This is a genomic window from Bacteroidales bacterium, assembly GCA_035342335.1.
GTDB lineage: Bacteria > Bacteroidota > Bacteroidia > Bacteroidales > JAGONC01 > JAGONC01.
Genome location: DAOQWY010000004.1, coordinates 58,613 through 84,709, shown reverse-complemented (window position 1 = coordinate 84,709; position 26,097 = coordinate 58,613). Strand labels below are relative to the sequence as shown.

20 protein-coding genes are annotated in these 26,097 nt (G+C 49.4%); 14 read left to right on the top strand and 6 right to left on the bottom strand.

Going from position 1 to position 26,097, the window contains the following annotated elements; genetic code table 11:
- Positions 1 to 21: 21 nt before the first annotated feature.
- Genes panC through radA form a run of 5 tightly spaced genes read left to right on the top strand, consistent with a single transcriptional unit; the run spans position 22 to position 4,111 of the window.
- Positions 22 to 864 (top strand): pantoate--beta-alanine ligase, encoded by an 843-nt coding sequence (gene panC / locus PKI34_03280; protein HNS16825.1) that lies wholly within the window; start codon positions 22 to 24, stop codon positions 862 to 864.
- Positions 865 to 880: 16 nt separating this feature from the next.
- A complete protein-coding gene (locus PKI34_03275; protein HNS16824.1) occupies positions 881 to 1,228 on the top strand; it encodes an aspartate 1-decarboxylase in 348 nt (115 codons plus the stop codon).
- A 3-nt stretch (positions 1,229 to 1,231) separates the two neighbouring features.
- On the top strand, positions 1,232 to 2,272 hold the full coding sequence (locus PKI34_03270; GenBank protein HNS16823.1) for a lysylphosphatidylglycerol synthase transmembrane domain-containing protein: 1,041 nt from the start codon (positions 1,232 to 1,234) through the stop codon (positions 2,270 to 2,272).
- Positions 2,235 to 2,729, top strand: coding sequence for a D-glycero-beta-D-manno-heptose 1-phosphate adenylyltransferase (rfaE2, locus tag PKI34_03265; GenBank protein ID HNS16822.1), 495 nt, complete (start codon positions 2,235 to 2,237; stop codon positions 2,727 to 2,729). The genes PKI34_03270 and rfaE2 overlap by 38 nt, the downstream gene beginning before the upstream one ends.
- A gap of 23 nt (positions 2,730 to 2,752) precedes the next feature.
- The gene (gene radA / locus PKI34_03260; protein HNS16821.1) at positions 2,753 to 4,111 is read left to right on the top strand and encodes a DNA repair protein RadA; all 1,359 of its coding nucleotides are present in this window, start codon (positions 2,753 to 2,755) and stop codon (positions 4,109 to 4,111) included.
- Here radA and PKI34_03255 read toward each other — a convergent pair.
- Complete coding sequence (locus PKI34_03255) at positions 4,108 to 4,680, bottom strand: PepSY-associated TM helix domain-containing protein (protein ID HNS16820.1); 573 nt, start codon at positions 4,678 to 4,680, stop codon at positions 4,108 to 4,110. The two genes, radA and PKI34_03255, sit on opposite strands and share 4 nt — an antisense overlap.
- Before the next feature lie 11 nt (positions 4,681 to 4,691).
- Entirely contained in the window at positions 4,692 to 5,294 is a 603-nt protein-coding gene (locus PKI34_03250; GenBank protein ID HNS16819.1) for an OB-fold nucleic acid binding domain-containing protein, read from the bottom strand.
- A gap of 175 nt (positions 5,295 to 5,469) precedes the next feature.
- On the opposite strand from PKI34_03250, the gene PKI34_03245 reads away from it, so the two are divergent.
- Entirely contained in the window at positions 5,470 to 7,245 is a 1,776-nt protein-coding gene (locus PKI34_03245; protein ID HNS16818.1) for a chloride channel protein, read from the top strand.
- A gap of 102 nt (positions 7,246 to 7,347) precedes the next feature.
- Entirely contained in the window at positions 7,348 to 8,859 is a 1,512-nt protein-coding gene (locus tag PKI34_03240) for an OstA-like protein (protein HNS16817.1), read from the top strand.
- A gap of 10 nt (positions 8,860 to 8,869) precedes the next feature.
- On the opposite strand, the gene PKI34_03235 is transcribed toward PKI34_03240, so the two are convergent.
- Both PKI34_03235 and PKI34_03230 read right to left on the bottom strand, forming a co-directional pair.
- On the bottom strand, positions 8,870 to 9,880 hold the full coding sequence (locus PKI34_03235) for an MlaD family protein (protein ID HNS16816.1): 1,011 nt from the start codon (positions 9,878 to 9,880) through the stop codon (positions 8,870 to 8,872).
- Positions 9,881 to 9,976: 96 nt separating this feature from the next.
- Positions 9,977 to 11,194 carry an N-acetylmuramoyl-L-alanine amidase gene (locus PKI34_03230; GenBank protein HNS16815.1) on the bottom strand — a complete coding sequence of 406 codons (1,218 nt, stop codon included), beginning with the start codon at positions 11,192 to 11,194 and terminating at the stop codon, positions 9,977 to 9,979.
- A 125-nt stretch (positions 11,195 to 11,319) separates the two neighbouring features.
- Between PKI34_03230 and PKI34_03225 the strand changes: the two genes are divergently transcribed.
- Entirely contained in the window at positions 11,320 to 13,890 is a 2,571-nt protein-coding gene (locus PKI34_03225; GenBank protein HNS16814.1) for a putative LPS assembly protein LptD, read from the top strand.
- Here the strand turns inward: PKI34_03225 and PKI34_03220 are convergent.
- Positions 13,887 to 14,864 carry a hypothetical protein gene (locus PKI34_03220; protein HNS16813.1) on the bottom strand — a complete coding sequence of 326 codons (978 nt, stop codon included), beginning with the start codon at positions 14,862 to 14,864 and terminating at the stop codon, positions 13,887 to 13,889. The two genes, PKI34_03225 and PKI34_03220, sit on opposite strands and share 4 nt — an antisense overlap.
- Before the next feature lie 130 nt (positions 14,865 to 14,994).
- Here PKI34_03220 and PKI34_03215 point away from each other — a divergent pair, with 130 nt between their 5' ends.
- From PKI34_03215 to PKI34_03205, 3 genes are read left to right on the top strand one after another with little or no spacing between them, the layout of a single operon-like run.
- Positions 14,995 to 15,402, top strand: a complete 408-nt coding sequence (locus PKI34_03215) for a Rid family detoxifying hydrolase (protein ID HNS16812.1) — start codon at positions 14,995 to 14,997, stop codon at positions 15,400 to 15,402.
- A gap of 22 nt (positions 15,403 to 15,424) precedes the next feature.
- Positions 15,425 to 17,626: a S46 family peptidase gene (locus tag PKI34_03210; GenBank protein HNS16811.1), complete on the top strand. Its 2,202-nt coding sequence runs from the start codon at positions 15,425 to 15,427 to the stop codon at positions 17,624 to 17,626.
- Positions 17,623 to 19,431: a glycosyl hydrolase family 18 protein gene (locus PKI34_03205; protein ID HNS16810.1), complete on the top strand. Its 1,809-nt coding sequence runs from the start codon at positions 17,623 to 17,625 to the stop codon at positions 19,429 to 19,431. Before PKI34_03210 ends, PKI34_03205 begins: the two co-directional genes overlap by 4 nt.
- Here PKI34_03205 and PKI34_03200 read toward each other — a convergent pair.
- Positions 19,420 to 20,271 (bottom strand): TIGR01777 family oxidoreductase, encoded by an 852-nt coding sequence (locus PKI34_03200; protein HNS16809.1) that lies wholly within the window; start codon positions 20,269 to 20,271, stop codon positions 19,420 to 19,422. The two genes, PKI34_03205 and PKI34_03200, sit on opposite strands and share 12 nt — an antisense overlap.
- Before the next feature lie 117 nt (positions 20,272 to 20,388).
- Between PKI34_03200 and PKI34_03195 the strand changes: the two genes are divergently transcribed.
- The 3 genes from PKI34_03195 to PKI34_03185 all read left to right on the top strand — a co-directional run bounded on the left by PKI34_03195 (position 20,389) and on the right by PKI34_03185 (position 26,084).
- Positions 20,389 to 22,284 carry a methylmalonyl-CoA mutase family protein gene (locus PKI34_03195; GenBank protein HNS16808.1) on the top strand — a complete coding sequence of 632 codons (1,896 nt, stop codon included), beginning with the start codon at positions 20,389 to 20,391 and terminating at the stop codon, positions 22,282 to 22,284.
- An 85-nt stretch (positions 22,285 to 22,369) separates the two neighbouring features.
- Positions 22,370 to 24,520, top strand: coding sequence for a methylmalonyl-CoA mutase (gene scpA / locus PKI34_03190; GenBank protein ID HNS16807.1), 2,151 nt, complete (start codon positions 22,370 to 22,372; stop codon positions 24,518 to 24,520).
- A 7-nt stretch (positions 24,521 to 24,527) separates the two neighbouring features.
- Positions 24,528 to 26,084, top strand: coding sequence for a hypothetical protein (locus PKI34_03185; GenBank protein ID HNS16806.1), 1,557 nt, complete (start codon positions 24,528 to 24,530; stop codon positions 26,082 to 26,084).
- The last annotated feature ends 13 nt before the right edge of the window (positions 26,085 to 26,097 follow it).

Here is a 26,097-nt window from a genome sequence, read left to right as displayed (position 1 = left end):
CTCCCGTAAAACCATTTGACTATGAAGATCCTCCGTACCCTTGCTGAGACCAAACGTCACATTGATTCCATCCTTTCCGGGGGCGCCACTATTGGCTTTGTTCCTACGATGGGAGCCCTGCACGAAGGGCATCTTACCTTGATCCGTAAAGCGAAAATGGCTACCGATCACGTAACGGCCAGTATCTTTGTCAATCCCATCCAGTTCAATAATCCGGAGGATCTGCTGAAATACCCGAGGGAAGAAGCAGCAGATATCAGAAAACTGCAGGATGCCGGATGCGATATGGTCTTCATACCGACGGTGGATGAGATGTATCCCGTTCCGGATACCACCATCTTCGAATTTGGAAACCTGGACAAGGTCATGGAGGGAAAATTCCGTCCCGGGCATTTCAATGGAGTGGCCATTGTCGTGAAAAAGCTTTTTGAGATCCTTCAACCCCATCAGGCTTTTTTTGGTGAAAAGGACTACCAGCAACTGGCCATCATACGGAACATGGTCAGCCAGATCGGCTTGCCTGTCAGGATCATCCCCTGCAAAACCGTCAGGGAGCCTGACGGCCTGGCCATGAGTTCAAGGAACAAGCGACTTTCACCGGAAGAACGGGCAATGGCCCCGGTCATCTACCGGATTCTCAGGAAAGCAAAAAACCTCCGGGAGCAGATGACGGTTCAACAGTTGACCGACTGGGCCCGGGAAGAATTTTCAAAGCACCCGGCCTTTGCCCTGGAGTATTTCGAAATTGTGGATGCAGATACGCTGCAACCTGTTGAAAGCTGGGAAAACAACGACCGGATCATCGCCTGTACGGCGGCCCGCCTGGGAAATGTCCGGCTGATCGATAATATCAAATTTTTTTAATACTTTTACCGTCATTATGCAGATACACGTTTTAAAATCGAAAATTCACCGGGCCACCATAACGGATTCCAACCTGAATTACATGGGCAGCATAACCATTGATGAGGACCTCCTGGATGCGGCGCATATTATTGAGAACGAACAGGTTCATGTTTTAAATGTCAATAATGGTGAACGCTTTGTGACGTACGTCATCAAGGGTAAACGCGGGTCGGGTGAAGTTGTCATGAATGGTGCCGCTGCCCGTAAGGTCGAGATCGGGGATATCATTTTGATTGTCACCTATGCTGTGATGGATCCGGAAGAAGCAAAACACCACTCCCCCGTTATCCTTTTTCCGGACAAGGATAACAAATTACAGTAGCCATTGAAAAAAACGCTGGCAACGATCGGGAAGCTTATGTTTTTCCTGGGTCTGGGATTGTTTTTCATCTGGCTCTTTGTGCGAAACCTTACCCCCGGAGAAAAGGCCGAAATATGGGAATCGTTGAGGCAGGCAAATTACCTCTGGATACTTCTCTCCCTGCTCATCGGCATCGTAAGCCATATCAGCCGCTCAATCCGTTGGAGAATGCTCCTGGAACCCATGGGGTACCATCCCAGGTTCAGCAATGTAGTTTTTGCAGTTTTCATCGGATATTTTGCCAACCTGGCCTTACCCCGACTGGGAGAGGTCTCCCGGTGCGGCGTGCTGGCAAAATATGAGAAAATACCTTTTCAGAAATCTTTCGGTACAGTGGTCACCGAGCGGGCAATCGATCTGCTCATTTTTGCACTTCTGTTCATCCTCAATCTGGTGATACAGTTCGGCAGGGTGTCGAATTATATCGCTGAAAAGATCATTCATCCCATTCAGGGAAAACTGGCGCTTTTTGACGGAACCCATTACCTCATCTACCTTTTGATCGCGGGCGTGGTCTTTTTCCTGGCATTGCTGTATTTCCTGCGGAAACATTTCAATCACACGGGGATCTATCGTAAGATCAAAGAAGTGATCATGGGCTTCCTTGAAGGTCTGAAATCGCTGGCCCATATTAAAAAACCCTTCTGGTTCATCTTTCATTCCCTGTTCATCTGGACGCTTTATTACGCCATGACGATGGTCGTGTTCAACTGTCTTCCCGAAACAAAGGGAATTTCCCTGACAGCAGGTTTTGCAGTTTATATTTTCGCAACGATTGGCGTCATGATTGTGCAGGGAGGCATTGGCATTTATCCTGCCATTGTGGCTGAAACACTTTTTCTCTATGACATACCTGAAACCAAGGGCTATGCGATGGGATGGCTGCTTTGGTCGGGGCAAACAGTGATGATCATCCTTGCTGGAATAATTTCATTAATTTTACTACCCTTAATGAACAAAACTTTGTATGGGAAAGACAGACCGCATCCGGTCCAAAATTCTTGACTTGCCTGATCTGGACCGTCAATTGGCCATCTGGAGGTTCCGGGGCGAAAAAATTGCATTCACCAACGGATGTTTTGACGTACTGCACCTGGGTCACATTGACTATTTATCAAAAGCGGCTGACCTGGGAGATGTGCTGATCATCGGTCTGAATTCCGATGAATCGGTCAGGCGGCTTAAGGGAGCAAACCGGCCGGTGAATGTTGAACAAGCACGCGCCATGGTTTTAGCTTCCCTGAGTTTTGTCACGGCCGTAGTTCTTTTCAATGCCGATACACCCTATGAGCTCATACAAAAAATCCAGCCGGATGTACTGGTCAAAGGGGCTGATTACAAACCGGAAGAAATTGCCGGACACGATATTGTCACATCCCGGGGAGGGGAGGTGGTAACCATCGAACTCCTGCCGGGATATTCTTCAACCGAACTGATCCGAAAAACAGGAAATCATTCCTAATCACGTCATAATCCCCAATTGCTTTGTCAAAAGCCAAAACTATTTTTTTCTGTCAGAATTGCGGTGCACAGTCGGTCAAGTGGATTGGAAAGTGCCCTTCCTGCGGTGAATGGAATACCTTTGTGGAAGAAGTCGTTCACCATGATCGTGGTGATGACCGTTCTGCCGGGAGAAAAGTCCAGGAGCCAAAACTGATCACAGAGATCGACTGGTCGGACCAGCAACGGATCAGCACAGCCGACCAGGAACTCGACAGGGTACTGGGAGGGGGGCTTGTACCCGGTTCACTGGTGCTGGTCGGTGGGGAACCCGGCATTGGGAAGTCCACACTGATGATGCAGGTGGCGCTGAGGATGGAGGGGAAACGGATCCTGTACGTTTCCGGCGAAGAAAGTGACCAGCAGCTGCGCATGCGCGGCAACCGGCTGGGCATCAAAAACAAAAGCTGCTTCATTCTCACTGAAACCTCCATTCAGTCCGTCCTTCATCAAATTGACAAAGTAAAACCCGATCTGGTGATCGTTGACTCCATTCAGACACTGCAGACCGACGCGGTGGACTCAGCGCAGGGATCGGTCAGCCAGGTGCGGGAGTGTGCTGCGGAATTGCAGAAGCACGCCAAGGCCACCGGAATGCCGGTGATCCTCATCGGGCACATCACCAAGGAAGGCTACCTGGCCGGCCCGAAGGTTCTGGAGCATATGGTCGACACGGTACTGCAGTTTGAAGGCGACCGTCATCATGTTTACAGGATACTCAGGGCCACAAAGAACAGGTTCGGATCGGTTTCTGAACTGGGGATCTATGAGATGCAAGGCAACGGATTGCGGGAGGTATCGAATCCCTCCGAGATACTCCTGTCGCAGCGGGATGAGGAACTGAGCGGTGTGGTGATCGCCGCGACCATAGAGGGTTTACGCCCGATGCTTATCGAAACGCAGGCGCTGGTCAGTACCGCAGCCTATGGCACTCCCCAGCGCTCTGCCACCGGCTTTGATGTCCGCCGTATGAACATGCTTCTGGCCGTTCTCGAAAAAAGAAGTGGCTTCCGGCTGGGAATGAAGGACGTATTTCTCAATATAGCGGGCGGAATAAAAGTGGACGACCCCGCCATCGATCTGGCAGTGATCTGTGCAATCCTCTCCTCCAATGCCGATATCCCTGTGGATAAAAATGTTTGTTTCGCTGCAGAAGTAGGTCTCTCCGGTGAAATCCGTGCAGTAAACCGGATCGAATCCCGGATCCTGGAAGCAGAAAAGCTTGGATTTGAAAAGATCGTCATCTCAGGCTACAACCGCAGGAACCTTGACGTCAAAAAATTCTCCATCCGGATCGTACCGGCCCGAAGAATTGAAGAAGTCTATGCGCTGTTGTTCGGCTAAAGACTCCTGCCTTTATAGACAAACAGGAAGATCAGCGGGATGATGATCCCGGCCAGTGTTATCCAGGCACCTCGGCGTGTAATGCCGTTCTTCCCCCTTAATACGAACAAACCGGTGATCGCCAGCAAGACCAGCGCACCTGCATAGATGTCGGAAAACCAGGTCCACCATGTTGAAGGATTATAATGCAGGAAATTCACCTGGTGAAACAAAGGCCGCCGCCGTATGGTCTCAACCGTTCCCGTACCCGTCTCCAGATTAAAAGTGGCGGATCCATGATCCAGAAATATTTTAAGTGTCTGCTTATCACGAAAGTAATGCTTTTTATATTCATTTTTCAGCCCTGCCTGGCTAAGAATGTCAAAGACCTGATCTTCAGATAAATAATTGGTCGCCTCAGGAATATTGACCGTCACCTGCCAGTTCCTGATGATGTAGTTCGGATTCCAATCCCGTATATGATTCAGCGCAATACCCGACAGGGCATAAATAACCGTCATCCCGAAAAAGAAATACCCAAAATCACGGTGGATTGCATTATTCCACCTTCTCCACTTGAAAGCAGCCATAAACAAATGATTTAATTTCCCTTTTGGGCGAATTCTGAGCAAATGATGGAAAAGAAAGAGAGGTAGCCTTTTTCACTTGCTGCAATCTGAGCACGGTAGTCAGCAATCTGCTCCCAGGCTTCCGTGTGCGTTCCCTGGTCAGCCTGTTCGCCCATGCCGGAATGGACTCCCTCAGCATGCCCTTCTGTTCCAGCAGGCTCCGGTTCTCCAGCCTCCTGCGCTTCAATTGCTTCCTGGTCTTCAAGTTCTGTCTCCCACTCAGTCAAATACTGCTCGTCGACCCTTAATTCATCCACAACGCCCCTGACGATCACATCCGTGCCTTCCAATTCGACATCAAAGCTTGCGATGTTATCACCGGTGACCACTTTCACACGGCCTGCCGCATCGGGGAGAATCAAAAACATCCGTTTTCCGCTATGACGACAGACATGATCCACCAAACCCTCAACCTGGACTTCCTGCCCAATGTATTGACCGGCCAGCGAATCAAAATTTGCTACCGTCAGAGCGGGAACTTCAGTATTTTCTGTTTTTTGCTTCTGGTCTGAGCCTGAACCACAAGAAGCCAGGAAAATGACAAGTGTTATGAAAACGATGAACCGAACATACATGATTACCTCCGTTTCTAAAGATTGAAAGCGCCCTTACAGCGCAAAGAAATTCTTTTTTTTTGCAAAAATAAAAAATCCTGACATATCGTTCAGTTTTTCGGATCGAAATGAAGATCCGGAAAGCAAGGATGGTTTTCAGTATTTTTGGATATCTTAGCAATCAATAGATCTGCACATGAAAATGACCCTGGCCCTGAACCGGTTTCTGATCTGGAGAACACGCCATATCAACGATAAACAATTCATTCTGTTGTTGAGCGTGGTGGTGGGCTTCCTCGGTGGGTCCAGTGCAGTGATCATCAAGAACGGGGTCCATTTTATTCAGAAACTACTGACGGACAGTACGGGGTACACCGGCCACCATTACTTCAATCTTCTCTACCCGGCAATCGGGATCCTGCTGGTCATCATTTTCATCCGGTTCATTCTTCGTCAGCGCCTCAGTCATGGCATCCCGATTGTTTTGCATGCCATTTCAAGAAAGAAAGGCATTTTGGCTCCCTATCAGATGTACGCTTCCATCATCACCAGTGTACTGACGGTTGGATTTGGCGGATCCGTCGGACTGGAGGGACCGACGATCGGAACAGGAGCTTCCATTGGGTCGAACCTGGGCAGGATACTCAACCTCAGTTACAAACAAATCATCCTGATGATCGGCGTGGCGAGTGCTGCAGCGATGGCTTCCATCTTCCAGGCACCCATTGCTGCGATGCTGTTTGCTGTTGAGGTCATCATGATCGACCTGACGGCATTCTCCATCATACCCCTTCTGATTGCTTCAGCCACTGCCGTTCTCACCTCCTATTTCCTGCTCGGTCAGGCAGTGCTATACCCTTTTGAGATCGAAGGCCGCTTTCAGGTGGGAGACGCACCGTATTATATCCTCCTGGGGATCTTTGCGGGGGGAGTATCTGTTTATTTTACAAAGATCTACATTCTGATCGAACACTTCTTCCAGCGGATAAAGGCCTGGCACGTACGGTGGATAGTGGGATGCAGTGTGCTGGGACTGCTCATTTTTCTCTTTCCTTCGCTCTATGGCGAAGGTTATCAAACCGTCAATATCGCATTGAGCGGAGATTGGAGCTCCCTGGTCAACAACAGTCTGTTTCGCAATTATCAGGAGGAGCTGATGATCGTATTCCTGTTCTTCCTGGCCATGATCCTGCTCAAGGTCATCGCCACGGCAGCGACCTTTGGTGCAGGAGGTGTCGGAGGGATTTTTGCTCCGGCTTTGTTCACGGGCGTATTTACGGGCCTGTTTTTCGGGAAACTCACCCATTATTTAGGGCTGGGATCCCTCCCGGAAGGAAGTTTTGCGCTGGCAGGCATGGGAGGAGTCATCGCAGGGGTGTTGCATGCTCCCCTTACCGGTATTTTCCTGATTGCCGAAATAACAGGTGGTTACCAGCTGTTCGTCCCGCTGATGATCACGTGTGCCATCTCCTATGTGACCGTTAAGATCTTCGTCCCCAATTCAGTTTACACACAACTTCTGGCACAAAAGGGAGAATTGATCACGCACGACAAGGACAAAGCCGTGCTGACCCTTATGAAGGTAGAAGATCTTATCGAGAAGAATTTTCAGATCCTTCATCCGGATGATTATCTGGGGGATCTGGTAAAATTGGTATCAAAATCTTCCAGGAATCTCTTTCCGGTAGTGGATGAGCAGGGTTTTTTCAGGGGATTGGTCACCCTGGATGATGTGCGCAAGATCATGTTCAAGCCAGAGCTCTATGGCACGACCTACGTGAGTGATCTGATGGTCACCCCCCCCCATACGGTTGACCTGGATGACACGATGGAGGAGGTGACTGAAAAATTTCAGCGTTCCGGGCAATACGTACTGGCTGTCGTTCACCAGGGCAGATACATTGGATTTGTTTCCAGGGCGAATGTTTTCTCGGAATATCGTGAAATGCTGAAGAATCTTACGGATGAATGATTTCCGGGGCCTTGCCCGTTTTTCTGTTCCTTTGAATTTATCAGGCACATCATCATTATTCAATACCTTTGCGGCATGGGAAATGGGTGTTCAAACAGGTTTATGATCCTCCGGAACGCAGGCTGGATGCTGATCCTGCTGGTGCTGAGGCAGCCGTGTTTTTCGCAGGATACCGCTCTTATCCGGCTGATCCAGTCTGATGAGATCAGCTACGACAGGCGCGCCAATGCCAATGTGCAGGTGTTGACAGGTAATATCATTCTTGAGCACGACAATATTTATCTTTACTGTGACACGGCTTACCTGAATGAGGTTGAGAACCGGGTGGAAGCGATGGGCGATGTTCATGTTGAATCCAGGGATACACTTCATTTGTACGGAAAACACATCTGGTACGACGGGAATACAAAGATCGGTGAGATTGAGCGGGAAGTCAGGTTAATTGATGATCAGACAACGCTTTACTCTGAATATCTGATCTACAATCGGTTGACACAAGAGAGCTATTACCACGACGGAGGGAGAGTCCTGTCAGGAGAAAAGGAGCTGCAAAGCGAAAGCGGATATTATTATGTCAGGGTGAAAGAATTTGCCTTCAGCAGGAATGTGACCCTGAAGGATACTGACTACACGGTGAGGGCTGACACCATGCGCTATAATACCGAAACAGAGATCGCCTATTTCATCGGACCGACACATATTGAATCCGAAGATTTTTACATTTACTGTCAGACAGGATGGTTTGATACTCGAAATGATAAATCCTACCTGGGAAAAAACTCACGGATCCATACAGGTGATCAGATCCTGGCGGCCGACAGCATATACTACGAGCAGAAAACGGGATTGGGAAGGGCTTTTCGTAACATTACCGTCACCGATACCGTTCAGGATATCGTGCTCAAGGGTAATTATTCCCTCTACAGCAAAGAGCAGAAATTCAGCATGATCACCGACAGTGCACTGGCCATCCTTGCTGACAGGGAAGATACGCTGTTCATGCATGCAGATACGCTGATCGCACGTTTTGATTCAGCCCAGAAAGCCAGGGACCTGCTTGCTTACCATAGGGTCAAATTCTATCGAACCGACATACAGGGGATGTGTGATTCGTTGCACAACAACATAGCCGACTCGGTTCTTACCCTCTACAACGATCCTGTCCTCTGGTCGGATGAGAACCAACTCACCGCCGACTCGATCAGGATCTGGTTCCGCAACAGGCAAATCGACCGGATGAACCTGCATAACACCTCGTTGATCATTTCAATGGATGATACCCTGCGGTTCAACCAGATCAGGGGTTTAAACATGATCGGGTATTTCACGGAAAACCAGCTTCAAAGGATCCGGGTGGAATCCAACTCAGAAACGATCTACTACGTTAGGGATGAGGACGAATCACTCATTGGGGTCAACAAAGCTGTTTCAGGCTCAATGTGGATCTTCGTCAACGAGAACAAGATCGAGCGGATTGTCTATATCGATCGTCCGGTTGCCGTTCTCTACCCCGAGAAGGATCTGCCGGAGGAGGAGAAAAAACTGAGAGGATTCAACTGGAGGGAAAATCAACGACCACGGAATAAAAATGAGATCTTCCTGTGGAGAGAATAAAGGAAGGTCCTTACTGCTCTTTCTGGGATCCATCCTGCCCGGATGGGGATTTGGCGTGCTTATCCGGGTTTTTCCCAAAAACAGATACGGAAACATACCGCCTGGGGTTTAACCTGATATCCTCAAGTAACAGATTTAGTTCAGAGGATGAAGCCACAAGGTTATTATAAAGCTTCTGATCATTGATCAATGATCCCAGGGAGCCTTCGCCCTGATTGATCTTGCCAACAACCGCTGAAATATCCCCCAGCGCCTGATTCAGGTCACCAAAGGTCTTTGATATCTCCATACGGGTAACCGTATCGCTGATCGCCGAAAAATTGCTGAGAATATTGGTAATTTCCGCATTGCTGTTCTGAAGATTCCGTGTGATGCTTTCAATGTGACCGATGATTTCGATCAACCTTTGTTGTTGCGTAAGTACAAGATTATCAATGTTCGAAGTCGTATTCTGAAGGTTGACGAAGGTGGTTTTAAGGTTGGAGGCACTCGATATCAGGTCATCCTGCATATTTTCGTTAAAAATAAACTGGATTACGGTGACAATTGAATCAATGGATGAAATCAGATCCTCGGCCTTTCGCCTGATGGGCTCCACCTGCCGGTTGACTTCCTCGCGCAGGGATGTTTCGATCGAAGAGACAAGCGTATCGCCTGGCTTACAGTAAGTGGGTGAATCTCCCAGCAGAAGATCAATCGACTTGCCTCCGAGCAGATCCTGTGAATAAATCCTGGCAACCGTGTTTTGGGGGATCTGGATCTTTTTATCCAGCATGAACTCCACGATGATACGTGGGGAAGTTTCGCTTTCAAAGGAAATCTCCGTCACCTGACCCACCGAAAAACCATTGATATTGACCGGATTAGCAACGACAAGACCATCAATGTGGTCATAGACAGCGTAAAAATTCCGCTCAGCTTTAAAAAGCGTCTTTCCCTTCAGGAAGTTCAATCCCCAGATCAGGAGCGCCAGCGCAACGACAAATACCAGTCCGATCTTTGTTTCACGGGTTAATTTCACCGGTCAGCCATTATTGGAGATGCAAATATAATAAAATCCGGCTATTATTTCGACGATTTTTGGGTTTGAGGTTAAAAACCTTCTCAGATGATCGAGCTAGGGGGCTGGTTTTGCCAGTTGCCTTGCTTTTTCAACATCTATACGCGTTTCACCCTGAAAGGCGACAACGAATGCGTCATTAAATCCCTTTGAACGGATGGTTTTGCACAACCGGGATGCCTCCTCAAAAGAGGATTCATTGCCACTTGTATATTTGTATAATCCCCCGTGATAGTACTCCCTGACATTCTGCAACCCGGCAAACAGCTTTGAATTGAGGGGGATTTTTTTTGGAGATGTATGCACCTGAACACAAAAGGAGATCGATTCACCCGAGGCAGAAGGGATGGGCTCCTTTGACGCGGAGCTATTTTTAGCGGGACCAGGTGTTGGCGTCGGTGAAGCGTCCTGTTTCTTGACAGGCTCTTCCCGGGGAGTTTGAACCGGCGGATTGGCAGCAACCGTTTTACCTCCCGAAGTCGGTTGCCCGTCAATTTTGCCCTCCACTTCATTCTTATAGTCCCTGAATGCCCTGTAAATAGCGGATGCCAGATAAACCTGCCCTTCTTCCGACATCAGGTAGCTTTCTTCTGCCGCATTGCTTAAAAAACCCGTTTCGATCAGTACCCCGGGCATGGTTGTCCGGTACAAAACCAGAAAACCTGCCTGTTTTACACCCCTGTCGTGCCGTCCGACCCTCTCCCTGAACTGATCCTGTACGTGGACCGCCATACCCAGGCTCTGTTCCAGGAAAAGATTCTGGTACATGTTAAATACAATGTAGGCTTCATCTGAATTGGGGTCAAATCCTTCATAGTTAGCAGTATAGTCGCTTTCCAGGAGAATGGCAGCATTTTCAAGTTTAGCCACTTCAAGGTTGTTCTCGCTTTTGTGCAGACCCATCACGTACGTCTCAGCACCAAACGGCGCTGACTTTGGACTTGAATTGCAATGGATGGAAATATACAGGTCGGCATGACTTTCATTCGCTATATGTGCGCGTTTGTACAGTTCGATGAACCTGTCTGTTGTGCGTGTATAGATCACTTTCACATCGGGGAGGTTCTTTTCAATGTATTCTCCCGTTTTCAAGGCAATAGCCAGGACAATGTCTTTTTCCCTGGAATGTTTTCCCAGGGCGCCCGGATCTTCACCTCCGTGACCTGCATCGATCACCACCCTGTCAATCTTGTTGAGATTATTTTGTGAATCAGCCGTCCATGCGATCAGCAAGAGAAAGCAGAGCATACCAAAAATAACACCTGATCGTTTCACCTATGGCAGAATTTAAGTAGTTTTGACTGGCGTATCACAAAAATAGTCATTTCACCTTGTCAGGATTCAACGCATTGCGTGACTTATTAACAAATAAACGGTGGGTAACTTATTCTGGTATACTGTTGATCATTTTTACAGGTTTTTTGAGGCTTGAAGCCCAGGATACCGTTGTATTGCCTATGCCCCCCGACACCCTGTTTTCCATCCGGGCCGATACGACAGGCAGGGATTCCATCCAGGCTTCTGTCAGCAAATTCAAACTGGAAGGCAAAATTGACTACAAGTCAGTGGATTCCCTGATCTTTGATTTACGGCAGCAGAAGGCCTGGCTCTACAGGGATGCAGAGCTGAATTACCTGAAGTCCAACCTGAAAGCAGGTTATGTTGAAATTGATTTTGATAAAAGTGAACTGTATGCTACATCACAGACCGATTCGCTGGGTAACCGGATCGGAAAACCCATTTTCAAAGAAGGCGATCAGGAGTTCACAGCCGAGGAGATGCGCTATAACTTCCAAACGGAAAAAGGGTTGATCAAGGGAGTGATCACCCAGGAGGGAGAGGGGTACATACACGGTACGACCATCAAGCGGATGGAGGGAAATATCATTAATATTCAGTCGGGAAGTTACACCACCTGCAGTGCTCCCCACCCGCATTTCGCCATGAAATTCAAAAAAGCCAAGGTGATCCCCGATAATAAGATCATCACAGGCCCGGCCTGGCTGACGGTTGCAGATGTTCCACTGCCCCTGGCAGTTCCTTTTGGTATGTTTCCCATTTCCAAAGGCAGAACTTCAGGGATCATCTTTCCGACGTATGGTGAATCAAAAGACCGTGGTTTTTTTCTCGAGAACGGAGGATACTATTGGGGGATCAATGATTATTTTGACCTGACCATCAAAGGCGACATCTATTCCCGGGGCAGCTGGGCCATCAAACCCTCCATGGGCTACAAAAAGCGGTATAAATTCGGCGGCTCCTTCACATTCAGCTATGCGGTGAACCGGATCGGTGACGAGGGCACTCCAGGCTATCAGCGTAACAAGGATTTTTCAGTACGGTGGATCCACACACAGGACCCTAAAGCCAGACCCGGAAGCACGTTCAGCGCCAATGTCAATTTCGTGACCCGCTCGTTCAACCAGTATAACCCGGTCTCAATCAACGATTATCAATCAAATACCTTCCAGTCAAGCATCTCCTATCAGAAAAACTGGTCCGGCAAGTATTTTCTGGCCCTCAACCTAAACCATTCGCAAAACACACTGCAAAAGACCATTGATTTTTATCTTCCCAAAATTTCGTTCAGCGTGAACAGGTTTTATCCCTTCCGTAAAAGAGAGCGGGTGGGAGAACTCAAATGGTACGAAAATATCAGCATGAATTATACGATGAATGCAGAAAACAGGATCAGTACGTACGATTCATTGCTGTTGGAAGGCAAGTTTCTGGATGACATGCGCAACGGCATCAAGCATGCCATTCCCATTTCCAGCACGCTTAAGCTGTTTAAGTACTTCAACATGTCGAACAACATCAATTACACCGAGCGATGGTACTTTCAGAAAATCATAAAATCCTGGTCAAATGATACACTCATTACGGGTAATGACACCACGGTTGGCTATGTACGTAATGATACAGTGAAAGGCTTTTCCGGCGTCAGGGATTTTAATTTCAGTTCCTCAATCTCCACAAAGTTTTACGGCATACTCCAGTTCAAAAAGGGGCCCCTCAGGGCCATCCGCCATGTGATGACCCCGTCCGTTGGATTCTCCATCCGGCCCGACTTCGGTAATCCAAAATACGGGTACTGGGACTACTATTATACGGATGCTGAACATACCGACAGCATCCGGTATTCACCCTTTCAAAACAGCATCTATGGAACGGTCCCGGACGGGAAATCGGGAAATGTGTCACTGAGCCTTCAAAATAATCTTGAAGTGAAAGTCAGGTCAAGGAAAGACACGATCACGGGGATGAAGAAACTGGTACTGATCGAGAACTTTGCGATCATGACCAGCTATGATATTGCCAGGGATTCATTGAAATGGTCACCCATCACCATGTCGGGGCGGACAAGGCTGATCAAGAACCTCAATCTTCAGTTCAACGGTGCATGGGATCTTTACGCACTGGATGACTCAACGGGAAGAAGGATCAACCAGTTTCAGTGGGAAAAAAACCGGCGGCTGCTGAGGTTTGACAATACCACCTGGAATCTGAGCTTCAGTTACCGGTTGGGTCCCAAGAAGAAGCCACTGGCACCAAAACCCGGCACCGGCACCCAGGAGGAACTTACGGACATTATCAATCAACCTGAGAGGTACCTGGACTGGAACAATCCCTGGAGCCTTAACCTTTCCTATAATCTCCGCTTCATCCACCGGTTCAACACGACCAAAATGCTGAATGAGAATGACGTTGTTCAAACCCTCTCCTTCACGGGGGATATTTCCATCACACCAAAATGGAAGGTGACCTTTTCATCCGGCATTGACCTGATTGATTTTGATTTCTCAACCACCTCCATCAGCGTGTACCGTGACCTGCATTGCTGGGAAATGCGGTTCAACTGGATACCGATCGGCGGATTGCAGAGCTGGAACTTTGCCATCAATGCCAAGTCAAGAATGTTGCAGGATCTGAAATTACAGAAAAAGAAAGATTTTCGCGACAACTATTAGATATCCACTCTTGTGCCAACTCCGGCCTGAACTGCTTTTTCGTAGACCAGTTTCGCGGTGGCTGCATCCTGTATGGCCAATCCGTTCGATTTGAACAGGGTAATTTCGTCAGCATATTCCCTGCCGGCTTTTTTCCCCGTGATGATCTCCCCAAGATCTGCGTAATAGTGTGATTCGGTGATGGCTCCTTCCCGGATCGGGATCAGGATGTCGCCGGCTTCGCCAAAACATGCCTCCCGGCTGTCGCCAATGAATTTCGACCGCAGGATGATGGCCGTATCGAGTTCCCGGGTACCTGGGGTGTGGCTTCCGATGCCGTTGATATGCGTGCCTGGCTTCACACGGTTTCCGTCGAACAGGGGCGTTGGAGAAGAAGTTGCCGTACAGATGATGTCTGCTTCAAGCAATTGCGCGGGTTCGCCGGCGATCCGGATGGGGAAATTCACCTTCGGGCCAAGTTCCTCTGCGAACTTTTGAGCGGATGCAGCCGAAAGATCGAAGACAAGTGCTCCTGAAAGCTTTCTGGCTTCAGCGACGGCAAGCAGCTGCATCTTCGCCTGAACGCCCGTACCAAAGACCGCCAGCAACTGTCCTTCGTCTTTGCGTGCCAGGTAGCGGGTCGCCACGCCACTGGCTGCTCCGGTGCGGACAGCCGTAAGGTATCCGCCGTCCATGATGCAGATCACATCGCCGGAATCGGGGTCCTGAAGCAGCACCTTCCCCATGACGACCGGGAATTGGTACTTCGCAGGATTCTCTTTGTAAATTGTGACCACCTTGACGGCCAGCGCCTTCATCTCTTTCAGATATGCAGGCATGTAAAGCGAAATTCCACCCGGAGGCGAAATGGCCGTACGCAGGGGAAGCACGGCGGTTCCTTCGGAGAGTTCACTGAAAGCCTTTTCAACAATGGCCATGCAGTCCTGCATGGTGAGAACTGATATTACGTCGGAACGATTCAACAGGAGTGTCATAGGTTGAGAATTTGATGCAAGATATGAAATTATCCATTTGAGCTGACCCTTACCCTATGAAAAAATGGCCCTTCAGACAATGACCATTCTTAAATTGAAAATGATTACTTTTGCCTAAAAGGTTCAAAAAATGAAAAAATCCATTTCCATCACCGGAGCTCCGGCTCCACTGGCCTCTTACAGCCAGGCAATTCTAATTGATAATACCCTGTATGTTTCCGGGCAAATTGGGATCGATCCATTCACGGGTTCCATTACGGAAGGTGGCCCTGAAGCCCAGGTTAAACAGATCATGAAAAACATCCGGGCCATTTTAAAAGAGGCGGGGATGGACTTCTCAAATGTTGTGAAAGTGTCAGCTTTTCTTTCAGATATGAAGTTGTACAACGAATTCAATAATGTGTACGCCACTTATTTTGGCCAGGACCCACCCGCCCGGGAAGCAGTGGCAGTCAAAGGCCTGCCAAAAGATGCAGCGGTTGAGATCTCCTGCATTGCAGTCAGGGCAGCTGAAAAAGAGATCTTATCGATGCATTGATGCTTAATATGAAGAATGTAGAATGAAAAATGAAATAATAAAAATGATGGTCAGGGAGAATTTTATCAAAAGGAGTTTCCTTGTTTTGCTCATGCTTTCTGCAGGCATTTTCTCAAAGGCAGACGAGGGAATGTGGATACCCATGCTGCTGGGCGGACACACCGAGGAAGAGATGGTGGCGATGGGGATGAAGATCACGGCTGAGGATATTTACAGCATCAATCATTCTTCGCTGAAAGATGCGGTTGTCATCTTTGGAGGTGGATGTACCGCCGAAATTGTCTCAGAAGAAGGGCTCATTCTCACCAACCATCATTGCGGCTTCGGCTCCATTCAGCGGCACAGTTCCGTTGAACACGATTACCTGACGGAAGGTTTCTGGGCTCTTAACCGCAATGAGGAACTGCCCTGCCCCGGACTGACCTGTACGCTCCTGATCCGGATGGAAGATGTGACCGAAAAAATTCTCCGGGAGATCCCATCGGATGCTACCGAGCAGGAAAGACAGAAGATCATTACTGAACGGATGGAAAAAATCAAAGGGGAAGCGACAGAGGGTACCCATTATGCGGCCGACATTGAGCCATTTTTTTATGGAAATGCCTATTATCTGTTTATCAATGAAATTTTCCGCGATATCCGCCTGGTAGGAGCTCCTCCCTCGAGTATCGGGAAATTCGGCGGGGACACCGACAACTGGATGTGGCCCCGCCACACCGGTGATTTCTCCGTATTCAGGATCTATGTTGATTCGGCCAACCTGCCTGCTGCCTATTCCCCTGAAAATGTGCCCTATGCACCAAAAAATCACTTGAAAATCGCTCTGGATGGATATCAGGAAGGAGATTTCACGTTTGTCTTCGGATATCCCGGCCAAACCACCGAATATCTTCCTTCGTACGCTGTTGAGATGATGACGCAGGAAGAAAATCCTATCCGTATCAGGATGAGGGGCATTGCCCTTGGGATCATTGATGAGGCCATGCAGAATGATGATGTCACCCGTATCCGGTACGCTGCAAAGCAAGCAGGGATCGCCAACGGATGGAAGAAATGGATCGGGGAGAACCGGGGCATCGACCGGCTGCAGGCATTAGATAAAAAACAGCAGTTTGAAGAGCAATTCACGCGCTGGACAGCCGAAGATCCGTCACGAAAATCCGCGTATGGTGGCCTTTTACCTGCTTTCAAGGAGCTGTACGCTTCGCTGACCCCCTACCTGAAAGCAGAAACCTATCTCTGGGAATCTGCCTTCCGTACCGACCTGCTCCGACTAGCAGGATCGTGCCGGAACCTGATCAATGTCAGCAGTGATAAAGAATCGGCCAGGACGGCCATTGACAAAGAACTGGCTGCACTGAAAACTTCCATGGCCGGACAGTACAGAAATTATGACCGGGAGGTGGATATCAAACTGTTCCAGCAATTGGTCCAGGATTATTATTCAAATCTTGATCCCACATTCAGCCCCCCGTTCTTCCGGGAAATTACGACTGACTACCAGGGGGATGTCAAACGCTTTACGGAGGACATCTTTACGTCTTCCATGTTTGATTCCCGGGAAGAAGTCATGGATCTGCTGGAAAATTTCAAAAGATCAGATTCCAAAAAAATGACGAAAGACAGAGCCTACCGGTTGAACATCGAACTTCGGGATTACTATTTCGATCAGCTCGTACCTGTCATGCAAACCCTGGAAGCCAGGTCCGACAGCCTGATGCGGATCTACATGAAGGCGCAGATGGAAATGCTTTCCGACAAACGTTTCTACCCGGATGCAAATTCCACGTTGAGGGTCACCTATGGGAAAGTGGCTGGCTACAGGCCTGCAGATGCCGTAACCTACAGCTGTTTCACGACCCTTTCCGGAATAATCAGCAAAGAGGATCCGGCTGTCCACGATTATGTGGTGCACGAAAAGCTGAAGGAGCTTTATGAAAGAGCCGATTATGGGCCGTACGCGGATAAGGATGGAAGCATGCACACCTGCTTCCTTGCCACCAACCACACGTCGGGCGGAAATTCGGGCAGTCCGGTCCTGAATGCGGAAGGACACCTGATCGGGATCAATTTTGACCGCTGCTGGGAGGGCACCATGAGCGACCTGATGTACGACCCCGCCATGTGCCGGAACATCAGCCTCGATATACGGTACTGCCTGTTCATCATCGATAAATTTGCAGGTGCCGGGCACCTGATCGACGAAATGACCCTTGTGGAATGACCCGAAAATGGATCGCCGGACTTTTGGGATGTGTCGGGTATTTTTCACTTCTTGCACAGGAAACTCCATATGTGACCATTCACCAGGAACAATCCCGTTATTATTCAAGGTTTGAGTTCACCCGGGAATCACAGTTTGATTCACTGAACGGTCTTCAAACGGAGGTGATCCGCCAAACACGCGGCCCAGGCCAGCTCAAACGGACGGTTTTTGGGTATCATCCCTACTGGATGGGCAGTGCTTACCTGAATTACCAGTGGGACCTGCTGTCGGATCTCTGTTACTTTTCCTTCGAGGTGGATCCCTACACCGGGACGCCGGTCTCGCTGCATAATTGGATGGCAGCCCCGGTCATCGATTCTGCCCTTTCCAGCGGCGTGGATGTCCATCTTTGCATTACGCTTTTCAGCGCACACATGGCATTGTTCTCCAATACGACCTCACAGCAGACGCTGATCGACACGGCTGTTTCGCTTGTCAAAGCAAGAAATGCAAAGGGGGTCAATCTTGATTTTGAATCGGTTCCATCCTCCCTGAGCTTTGAGTTCAATCAGTTTCTCCTCCACTTCGCCCAGGAATTTCATACGCAGCTGCCTGATAAAATGGTAAGCCTGGCAGTGCCTGCCGTTGATCCGAACGGGCTTTTTAATTTGGAACTCCTCGAGCCTGTCATCGATATGTTTATGATCATGGGGTATGATTATTACTGGAACGGAAGTGGTATGGCCGGTCCTGTGGCCGGTCTCTATTCAATGGTCAGCAGCTTCGACTATAACCTGTCGCGATCGGTTTCCTGGTTTCAGAGCAAGGGAATACCCAACGCAAAAATTGTACTGGGACTACCCTATTATGGCCGGCAATGGCCGGTTGAGAAACCCCTGGCGCCTTCGTCTGTCACCGGTTGGGGAACGGCACTGACCTATTACACGATCCGAAACAGCACGACGGGTAGCTATTCGGATGCAAATAAACACTGGGAATCCAACAGTTTCTCACCGTATTATTCGTTTCAGGCTGACCGGTTGTATCAATGCTTTATCGATGATGTGAGAAGTCTTGGAAAGCGGTTCGACCTGGTCAACCAGCGGGGCCTGGCCGGTATCGGGATCTGGGCGCTGGGTTATGATCACGGGTATGATGATTTCTGGCAGCTGATCCGGGATAAATTCACGGTGCAGGCCCCGGCGGTCTACCAGGATACCCTTTACGATTCAGGAGGCCCGGCTTATGCATATTACCCCGGTGAAGATTATTTTCTTTTAATTGAACCTTCTGATTGTAAAGAACTTAACCTTACATTTCAGGTGCTGGACCTTGAAAATGGGATCGATTACGTGTTCGTTCACGACGGACGGGATACCACCGCGCCTCTGCTTGGTCAGCTCACGGGTGATTCCATTCCTGTGACCTTCACCGCCAGTCAGGGAGCAATCACCCTGCACATTCTGACTAACCAGACCGGGAACTTTTCCGGCTGGAAGGCCATCTGGCATTGTGGTCCGATGAGCATCCAGGATTCAGCACCCTTTTCAATTCAGCCGGTTCGCTACTACCCGAATCCGGTCACGGATTGCCTGCATCTGGAGCTTTCCGTGTCCGATCACCAGGTTTTGGTCATCGAAACCCACGATATGAAAGGTATCCTGACCGGCCGACCGGTGGTTCATCACCTTGACAGGGGGGAATATCATTTGATCCATGATCCCGGAGGACAAAACCTGCATCCCGGAGGGCTTTATGTGACCAGAATGACCTTTGGAAATGGAGTGTCGCAATCCATAAAATGGATCTTTTCAGGCCAGTAGGTCCTTCAATGCTTCTTCCAGCCGTGGGAATCGGAATGTAAATCCTGAGTTTAGCAGTTTTTCAGGAAGGATACCCTGACCGCCGGTCAGAATTGCAGCGGCATCACCGTAGAGGAGCTTCAGCGCGAAGGCTGGGATCGGGATCACGGCCGGCCGGTTCAGCACCCTGGCCAGGGTGTTGGTATATTCCAGGTTGGTCACGGTTAAGGGAGAGGCCAGGTGGACAATACCCTGAATGGAATCATTTTCAATAACATGGGAATAAGCATTGAGCAGATCAGTCCTGTGGATCCAGCTGAAGAGCTGTTTGCCGTTTGCGATCGGTCCTCCCAATCCCAACTTAAATGCCCATAACATTTTAGGGAGGGCACCTTCGTTGCGGTCGAGGACAACGGATAGCCTGAAAACGACCACCCTGGTAATGTCCTGTACCTCAAGGGCAGCGGCTTCCCAATCCTGGCAAAGGTTTCCGAGGAATCCGCCATCGAAATCGGCTCCCTTTTCGTTGATGATACAGCCATCTCTTACGATTCCACTGGCTGAGGTCGAAATCAACAGCCCGGGGTGTTCCCTGCAGTTTCGGATCGCCCTCACCAGCTTACGAGTGGTGATCACGCGGCTTGCATAAATTTCCTCCCTGTACGCTTTTGTCCACCGCTTGAGAATGGGGGCCCCTGCAAGATGAATGACTGCACCGGCTCCGTTCACCCTTTCGGCAAGCCTGTGTTCATCGAGAAAATCCTTCCTGGTCAAGGGTTCAATGATCCAGTCACGGTTCGTGAAAGACAATGACAGACTTTTACCGATAAAACCGGTGCTTCCGCTGATCAGTATTTTCATAACATATCTTTTTGGGGCATATACGTAGCCGGTCCGATGCAATTTAGCAAGCGGACAACGCGAATTTCGTAAAAAAGACTATTTTAGCGTTCACAAAAGAATGAATCCGTATGACCCATGAAAGATACAAATAGTTCCGGGGAACAAAAAAAATTGTTCACCGATTTTCCGCCTGTCCCCACCAGCGTGTGGGAGGAAAAGATCCGGGAAGACCTGAAGGGAGCTGATTACGACCAAAAACTCCTGTGGAACACAGGGCAGGGATTTTCTGCCCGTCCCTACTACCGGGAAGAAGACCTGCTGGAGCTAAAACACCTGGAGATCCTGCCGGGCGAATTCCCTTTCGTCAGGGGCAATGCAAAAGAAGATAACAGCTGGCTGATCCGGCAGGACATCCCGGTGGAGGACATCCCGGCAGCCAATGCCAGGGCGCTGGACATTCTTATGAAAGGAGTCGATTCGATCGGATTTGTTCTGGATGAGGACCATTCCTATACCTGCCAGGAACTCGACAGGCTATTCAAAAATATTTTTGCTGAAAGTCTGGAGATCAATTTCGTTTGTGGAAAAGCTTCTTCCGATATCGTGACCATCATTCTTGAGCTGGTCAGAAGGTATAACCGCAGTTTGGATAAGATCAGGGGCTCTGTTGACTACGATCCATTGGGTGAGCTGATCCGGACAGGAAGCTGTTCGCCCTCCCCGGATGCTGCCTTTGACACAGGCAAGCAGCTGATCGAAAATGCCGCATATTTACCCAATTTTCAGGTGATCACGTTCCACGGAGATCTTTTTAAAAATGCAGGGGCATCCATTGTCCAGGAGATTGGCTTCAGCCTTTCAGCAGGAGTGGAGTACCTTACGCAGTTAACGGAACGGAAGCTGTCCATCAACAGGGTTGCTCCGCGTATCCGGTTCCAGTTTGCCATTGGGCCTGATTATTTCATGGAAATGGCCAGGCTGAGGGCTGCCCGCTTCTTATGGTCAGCGATCGTCAAAGCATACGGTCCATCTCAGGACCAGGTCTGCAAAATGAACATACATACGGTCACCTCCCGATGGAATTTGACCCTGTACGATCCGTATGTCAATTTGCTCAGGTCAGCCACCGAGTCGATGTCGGCCATTCTGGCCGGAACCAGTTCACACGCCGTGATGGCCTACGACAGTGCTTCCGGGAGCCCGAATGACACTTCCGAACGAATCGCGCGGAACCAGCAGCTGCTCTTAAAGGAAGAATCCTATCTTGACAGGGTTATCGACCCGTCTGCAGGCTCCTACTACATCGAAAAGCTAACCCGGATGCTCTCAGAACAAGCCTGGGATCTGTTCCTTCGCGTTGAAGAAAAGGGTGGCTTTTTACAGGCTTTTAAAGAGGGATTTATCCAGGAACAGGTCCATTCACATTCACTGTCAAGGGATCTGGCACTAGCTCAACGTAAAGAAATCCTGATCGGGACAAACCAGTACCCTCATTTTCAGGAAAGCATCCGTAACGAGATTGATGACCAGGAGTTGGAACCTGTATTTCAAAAAAGAAATGATGCCATTGCCGAGCCATTGAGGTCCTACCGGGGGAGCATGGCCTTTGAACAAATTCGGTATGCAACCGACCAGTTTGCCAGGAATGCGAAACGTCCGGTCGTTTTTATGCTGACCTATGGCAACCTGACCATGCGGAGGGCGCGGGCGCAATTTGCCATCAATTTCTTTGCCTGTGCAGGCTTTGAGGCTCTGGACAACCTTGGTTTTGCTACCCTGGAGGACGGTGTTGCCGATGCAATAAAGAGCAAGGCGGAAATCGTTGTATTTTGCAGTTCGGATGAAGAATATGCCCAGATTGGCGGGGAGGTTGTCCTGGCCCTTCAGCGGCACGCCATCCCGGTACTGGCAGGATATCCTAAGGAACTTGTGGAGAAATTGAAAGAACAGGGAATCAGGCATTTCATTCATGTACGGTCGAACATTCTGGAAACATTAAGGGAGTTTCAGAAAGTGTTAAGGATCGGTTAAGATTGTTTGGGTACATCATGATTCAATTTAACCACGGCCTCCCTTGCAATTTGACAATTTAACAATTTGACAATGAATATCTTGTATGAAACCGAATTTCAAAAAGATTGATTTATGGGCCATTTCGGCGGCAGGACATTCTGATGAAAAAGGAATCCGGATGGACCTGATGCCGGAATGGATGACGGCCGAACGGATCCCGGTCAGGCCCATTTTTACCGGTAAAGATCTGGTTGATCTGGAGCACCTGCACTTTGCGGCGGGCATTCCGCCATTTCTAAGGGGGCCTTACTCCACCATGTACGTCACCCAGCCCTGGACCATCCGGCAGTACGCAGGTTTCTCCACTGCGGAGGAATCCAATGCCTTTTACCGCCGCAACCTGGCTTCCGGGCAGAAAGGTTTGTCCATTGCCTTTGACCTGGCGACGCACCGGGGCTACGATTCGGATCATCCCCGGGTGATCGGCGATGTTGGCAAAGCGGGTGTGGCGGTCGACTCCATCCTGGATATGAAGATCCTCTTTGACAGCATTCCCCTCGACAAGATGTCGGTCTCGATGACCATGAACGGTGCCGTGCTGCCTGTCCTTGCTTTTTATATAGTCGCTGCACTCGAACAGGGCGTGTCACCTGATCAGATGTCAGGGACTATCCAAAACGACATTCTGAAGGAATTCATGGTCAGGAACACCTATATTTATCCGCCCCAGCCCTCCATGCGCATCATTGCGGATATTTTCAAGTATACTTCGCAGCACATGCCCCGCTTCAATTCCATCAGCGTCAGTGGCTACCACATGCAGGAAGCGGGTGCGACCTGCGACCTGGAACTTGCCTATACACTGGCCGATGGATGGGAATACCTTCGCACAGGGGTCAATGCCGGTTTGGACATCGATTCCTTTGCACCCCGCATTTCTTTTTTCTGGGGCATCGGAATGAATTATTTCATGGAGATCGCCAAAATGAGGGCAGCCCGCATGCTCTGGGCTAGGATCGTCAATGAATTCCATCCGAAAAATCCAAAGTCCATGGCCCTGCGGACCCACTGCCAGACCTCCGGCTGGAGCCTCACCGAACAAGATCCATTCAACAATGTGACGCGCACCTGCGTGGAGGCACTTGCTGCCGTAATGGGACATACCCAGTCGCTGCACACCAATGCGCTGGATGAGGCCATTGCCTTGCCCACCGATTTCTCGGCGCGGATCGCCCGCAACACGCAGCTCTACCTCCAGGAAGAGACCAACATTACGCGGAGCATTGATCCCTGGGCGGGATCCTATTATGTTGAATACCTGACCCATCAGATCGCGCAAAGGGCTTGGGACCTCATCACGGAAATTGAGGAGCTCGGCGGTATGGCGAAGGCCATTGAAACAGGCTTGCCAAAAATGCGCATCGAGGAAGCGGCAGCCCGCAAGCAAGCGCGGATCGATTCCAATCAGGACACGATCGTGGGCGTTAACAAATACCGTCTTGATAAAGAAGAACCCATCGATATCCTGGAAGTGGACAACACCGCCGTCAGGGAAGCTCAGGTCGAACGGCTGAGGCAGCTTCGGTCAGGACGGGATGAACAGGAGGTGAACCAGGCCCTGGAGGCAATCACACAGGCCTGCGCGTCGGGAGAAGGGAATCTCCTTGAACTATCGGTGGACGCGGCAAAAAAACGCGCCTCCCTGGGGGAGATCTCACTGGCATGCGAAAAAGTGTTCGGGCGTTATAAGGCCGTGATCCGTTCCATCTCGGGTGTTTACTCCTCCGAGTCCAGAGGCGACGAAAGCTTCCAGACCGCCTGCAAGCTGGCCGATCAGTTTGAAGCCCTCGAAGGACGCCGACCCAGGATCATGGTCGCAAAACTTGGTCAGGATGGCCACGACAGAGGTGCAAAAGTCGTTGCCACCGGCTTTGCCGATATTGGTTTTGATGTGGATATCGGACCCCTGTTTCAAACACCGGATGAAGCCGCGCTACAGGCCGTGGAAAATGATGTGCACATCCTGGGTGTCTCCAGTCTGGCCGCCGGACATAAAACACTGGTGCCCAAACTGATTGATGAGCTCAGGCAGTTAAACCGCGAAGATATCATGGTCATCGTAGGGGGTGTCATCCCTCCTCAGGATTACGACTTTCTCTATCAAAAAGGCGTTGTGGCCATCTTTGGGCCCGGTACGGTGATTTCTGACTGCGGGACCCGACTGCTCGAAATCCTGATCGAAACCAGAAAATAATCCGGCAATGCCTTCAACGGAACCTATTTTCCCCACCACGTCGAGAAGCCCCCTGCTGCTGAAGATCATGCTGATGCTGTTACTGCCGTTCCTGATCACCTTCGGTCTGCTGGCACAATCCCACCGGCATTACACCTACAGCTTCAGCGAAGAATCCTCCCTGCTGGGAGGTGCAGTCATCGGCGGAGGCTCAGGAACCGCTGCCATCTTTTATAATCACGCGTCAATCAAAGCTACGGGGCAATCCTCATTCTCCCTGAATGCCAGCCTTGTCTACATTGACTGGGGCTCCTGGAATAAGGCGCTTGGTGACAATTATGACCTGAAACAATTCACACTTGCATTCAGGCCACGCTTCGTATCCTACCTGATAAAATCCAACCTTGATGAAAATTTGACGTTCCAGTTTGTCACGTTTTCAAAAGAAACCTTTCATCGGCAACTTTCCCTGAATGACCGCCGACAGACCGATATACTCTTATCCAATCCAGGTTATGAAGAATATGTTGCTGATTTTTCTCTCTATAGCGAATTTACAAACTACTGGGTCGGGTTGGGAAGTTCCTACGAATTTAACGAGCACCTTTCGGTAGGCTGCAGCCTCTTCGGTATTTTCAAGGTATTGGACTATTGGAACCTGTATAATCTTGCTGCTTTCGGAACGGAATCCGAGCTGGTCCATCCCGCCTCTGAAACTTCTTCCTATCTGGCTACCATGGATTATAAATACCGTGTCAAATTCAATGATTACCGGCTGATGTTTTCAGTGGGAATGCAGTACAGGACGGAGCGGATGGACTTCGGAATGAAGATTGAATTTCCTTCCCTGGGTGTTTACGAAGATGGAAAACAACTGTACAAGAGTGAAAAACAACAAAATATAATGAATCCAGACGGCTCCGGGTTTTTACCGGATTACCTGATCGAGGATGCTCAGAAAAAAAAGCAGATCAGTGTTAACTATAAAGATCCCTGGTCCCTGGGGGCCGGACTTGCCTATCATGCACCGGATGGACGTAAATCGTATTATGTCAGCCTGGAGTATTTTCACCGGGTGAAACCGTATGCATTGACAGAAGTGAAGGATCAATCCATCGTATCAACAGGTTTGACGGATGGTGAATTGACCAGCCAGCAATGGCTGGAATGTGCCGGTGGAGCAAAAACAGTCGTTAATCTTGCCCTGGGAGCGAAATGGAAGGCAACGGAGAACGCCCTGATCCTGGCAGGATTCAGGACCGACTTCAATGACCTGAAGAAGTTCGATTACGGAGATTATGGCGACCTTAACCAAATGATCACTGAAGTTGTGGATATGTATCATTTTTCCTTCGGAACCAGTCTGACCATCCTGAAAAATGTGGTCAACACGGGGATCACCTATTCGGTAGGACATATCCGGAATCAAATGCAGTTGATGAACCTTTCAGATCCTGTTGAATACAATACGATAGAGCAGGCTGCATTGCAAGGTACGCGTACCAGCACCATGAGCATACGGTCAAACCAGATCAATTTATTCCTGGGATTGACCCTCAACTGGCCAGGGGCGACTAAGAAATGATCATCCATGATGA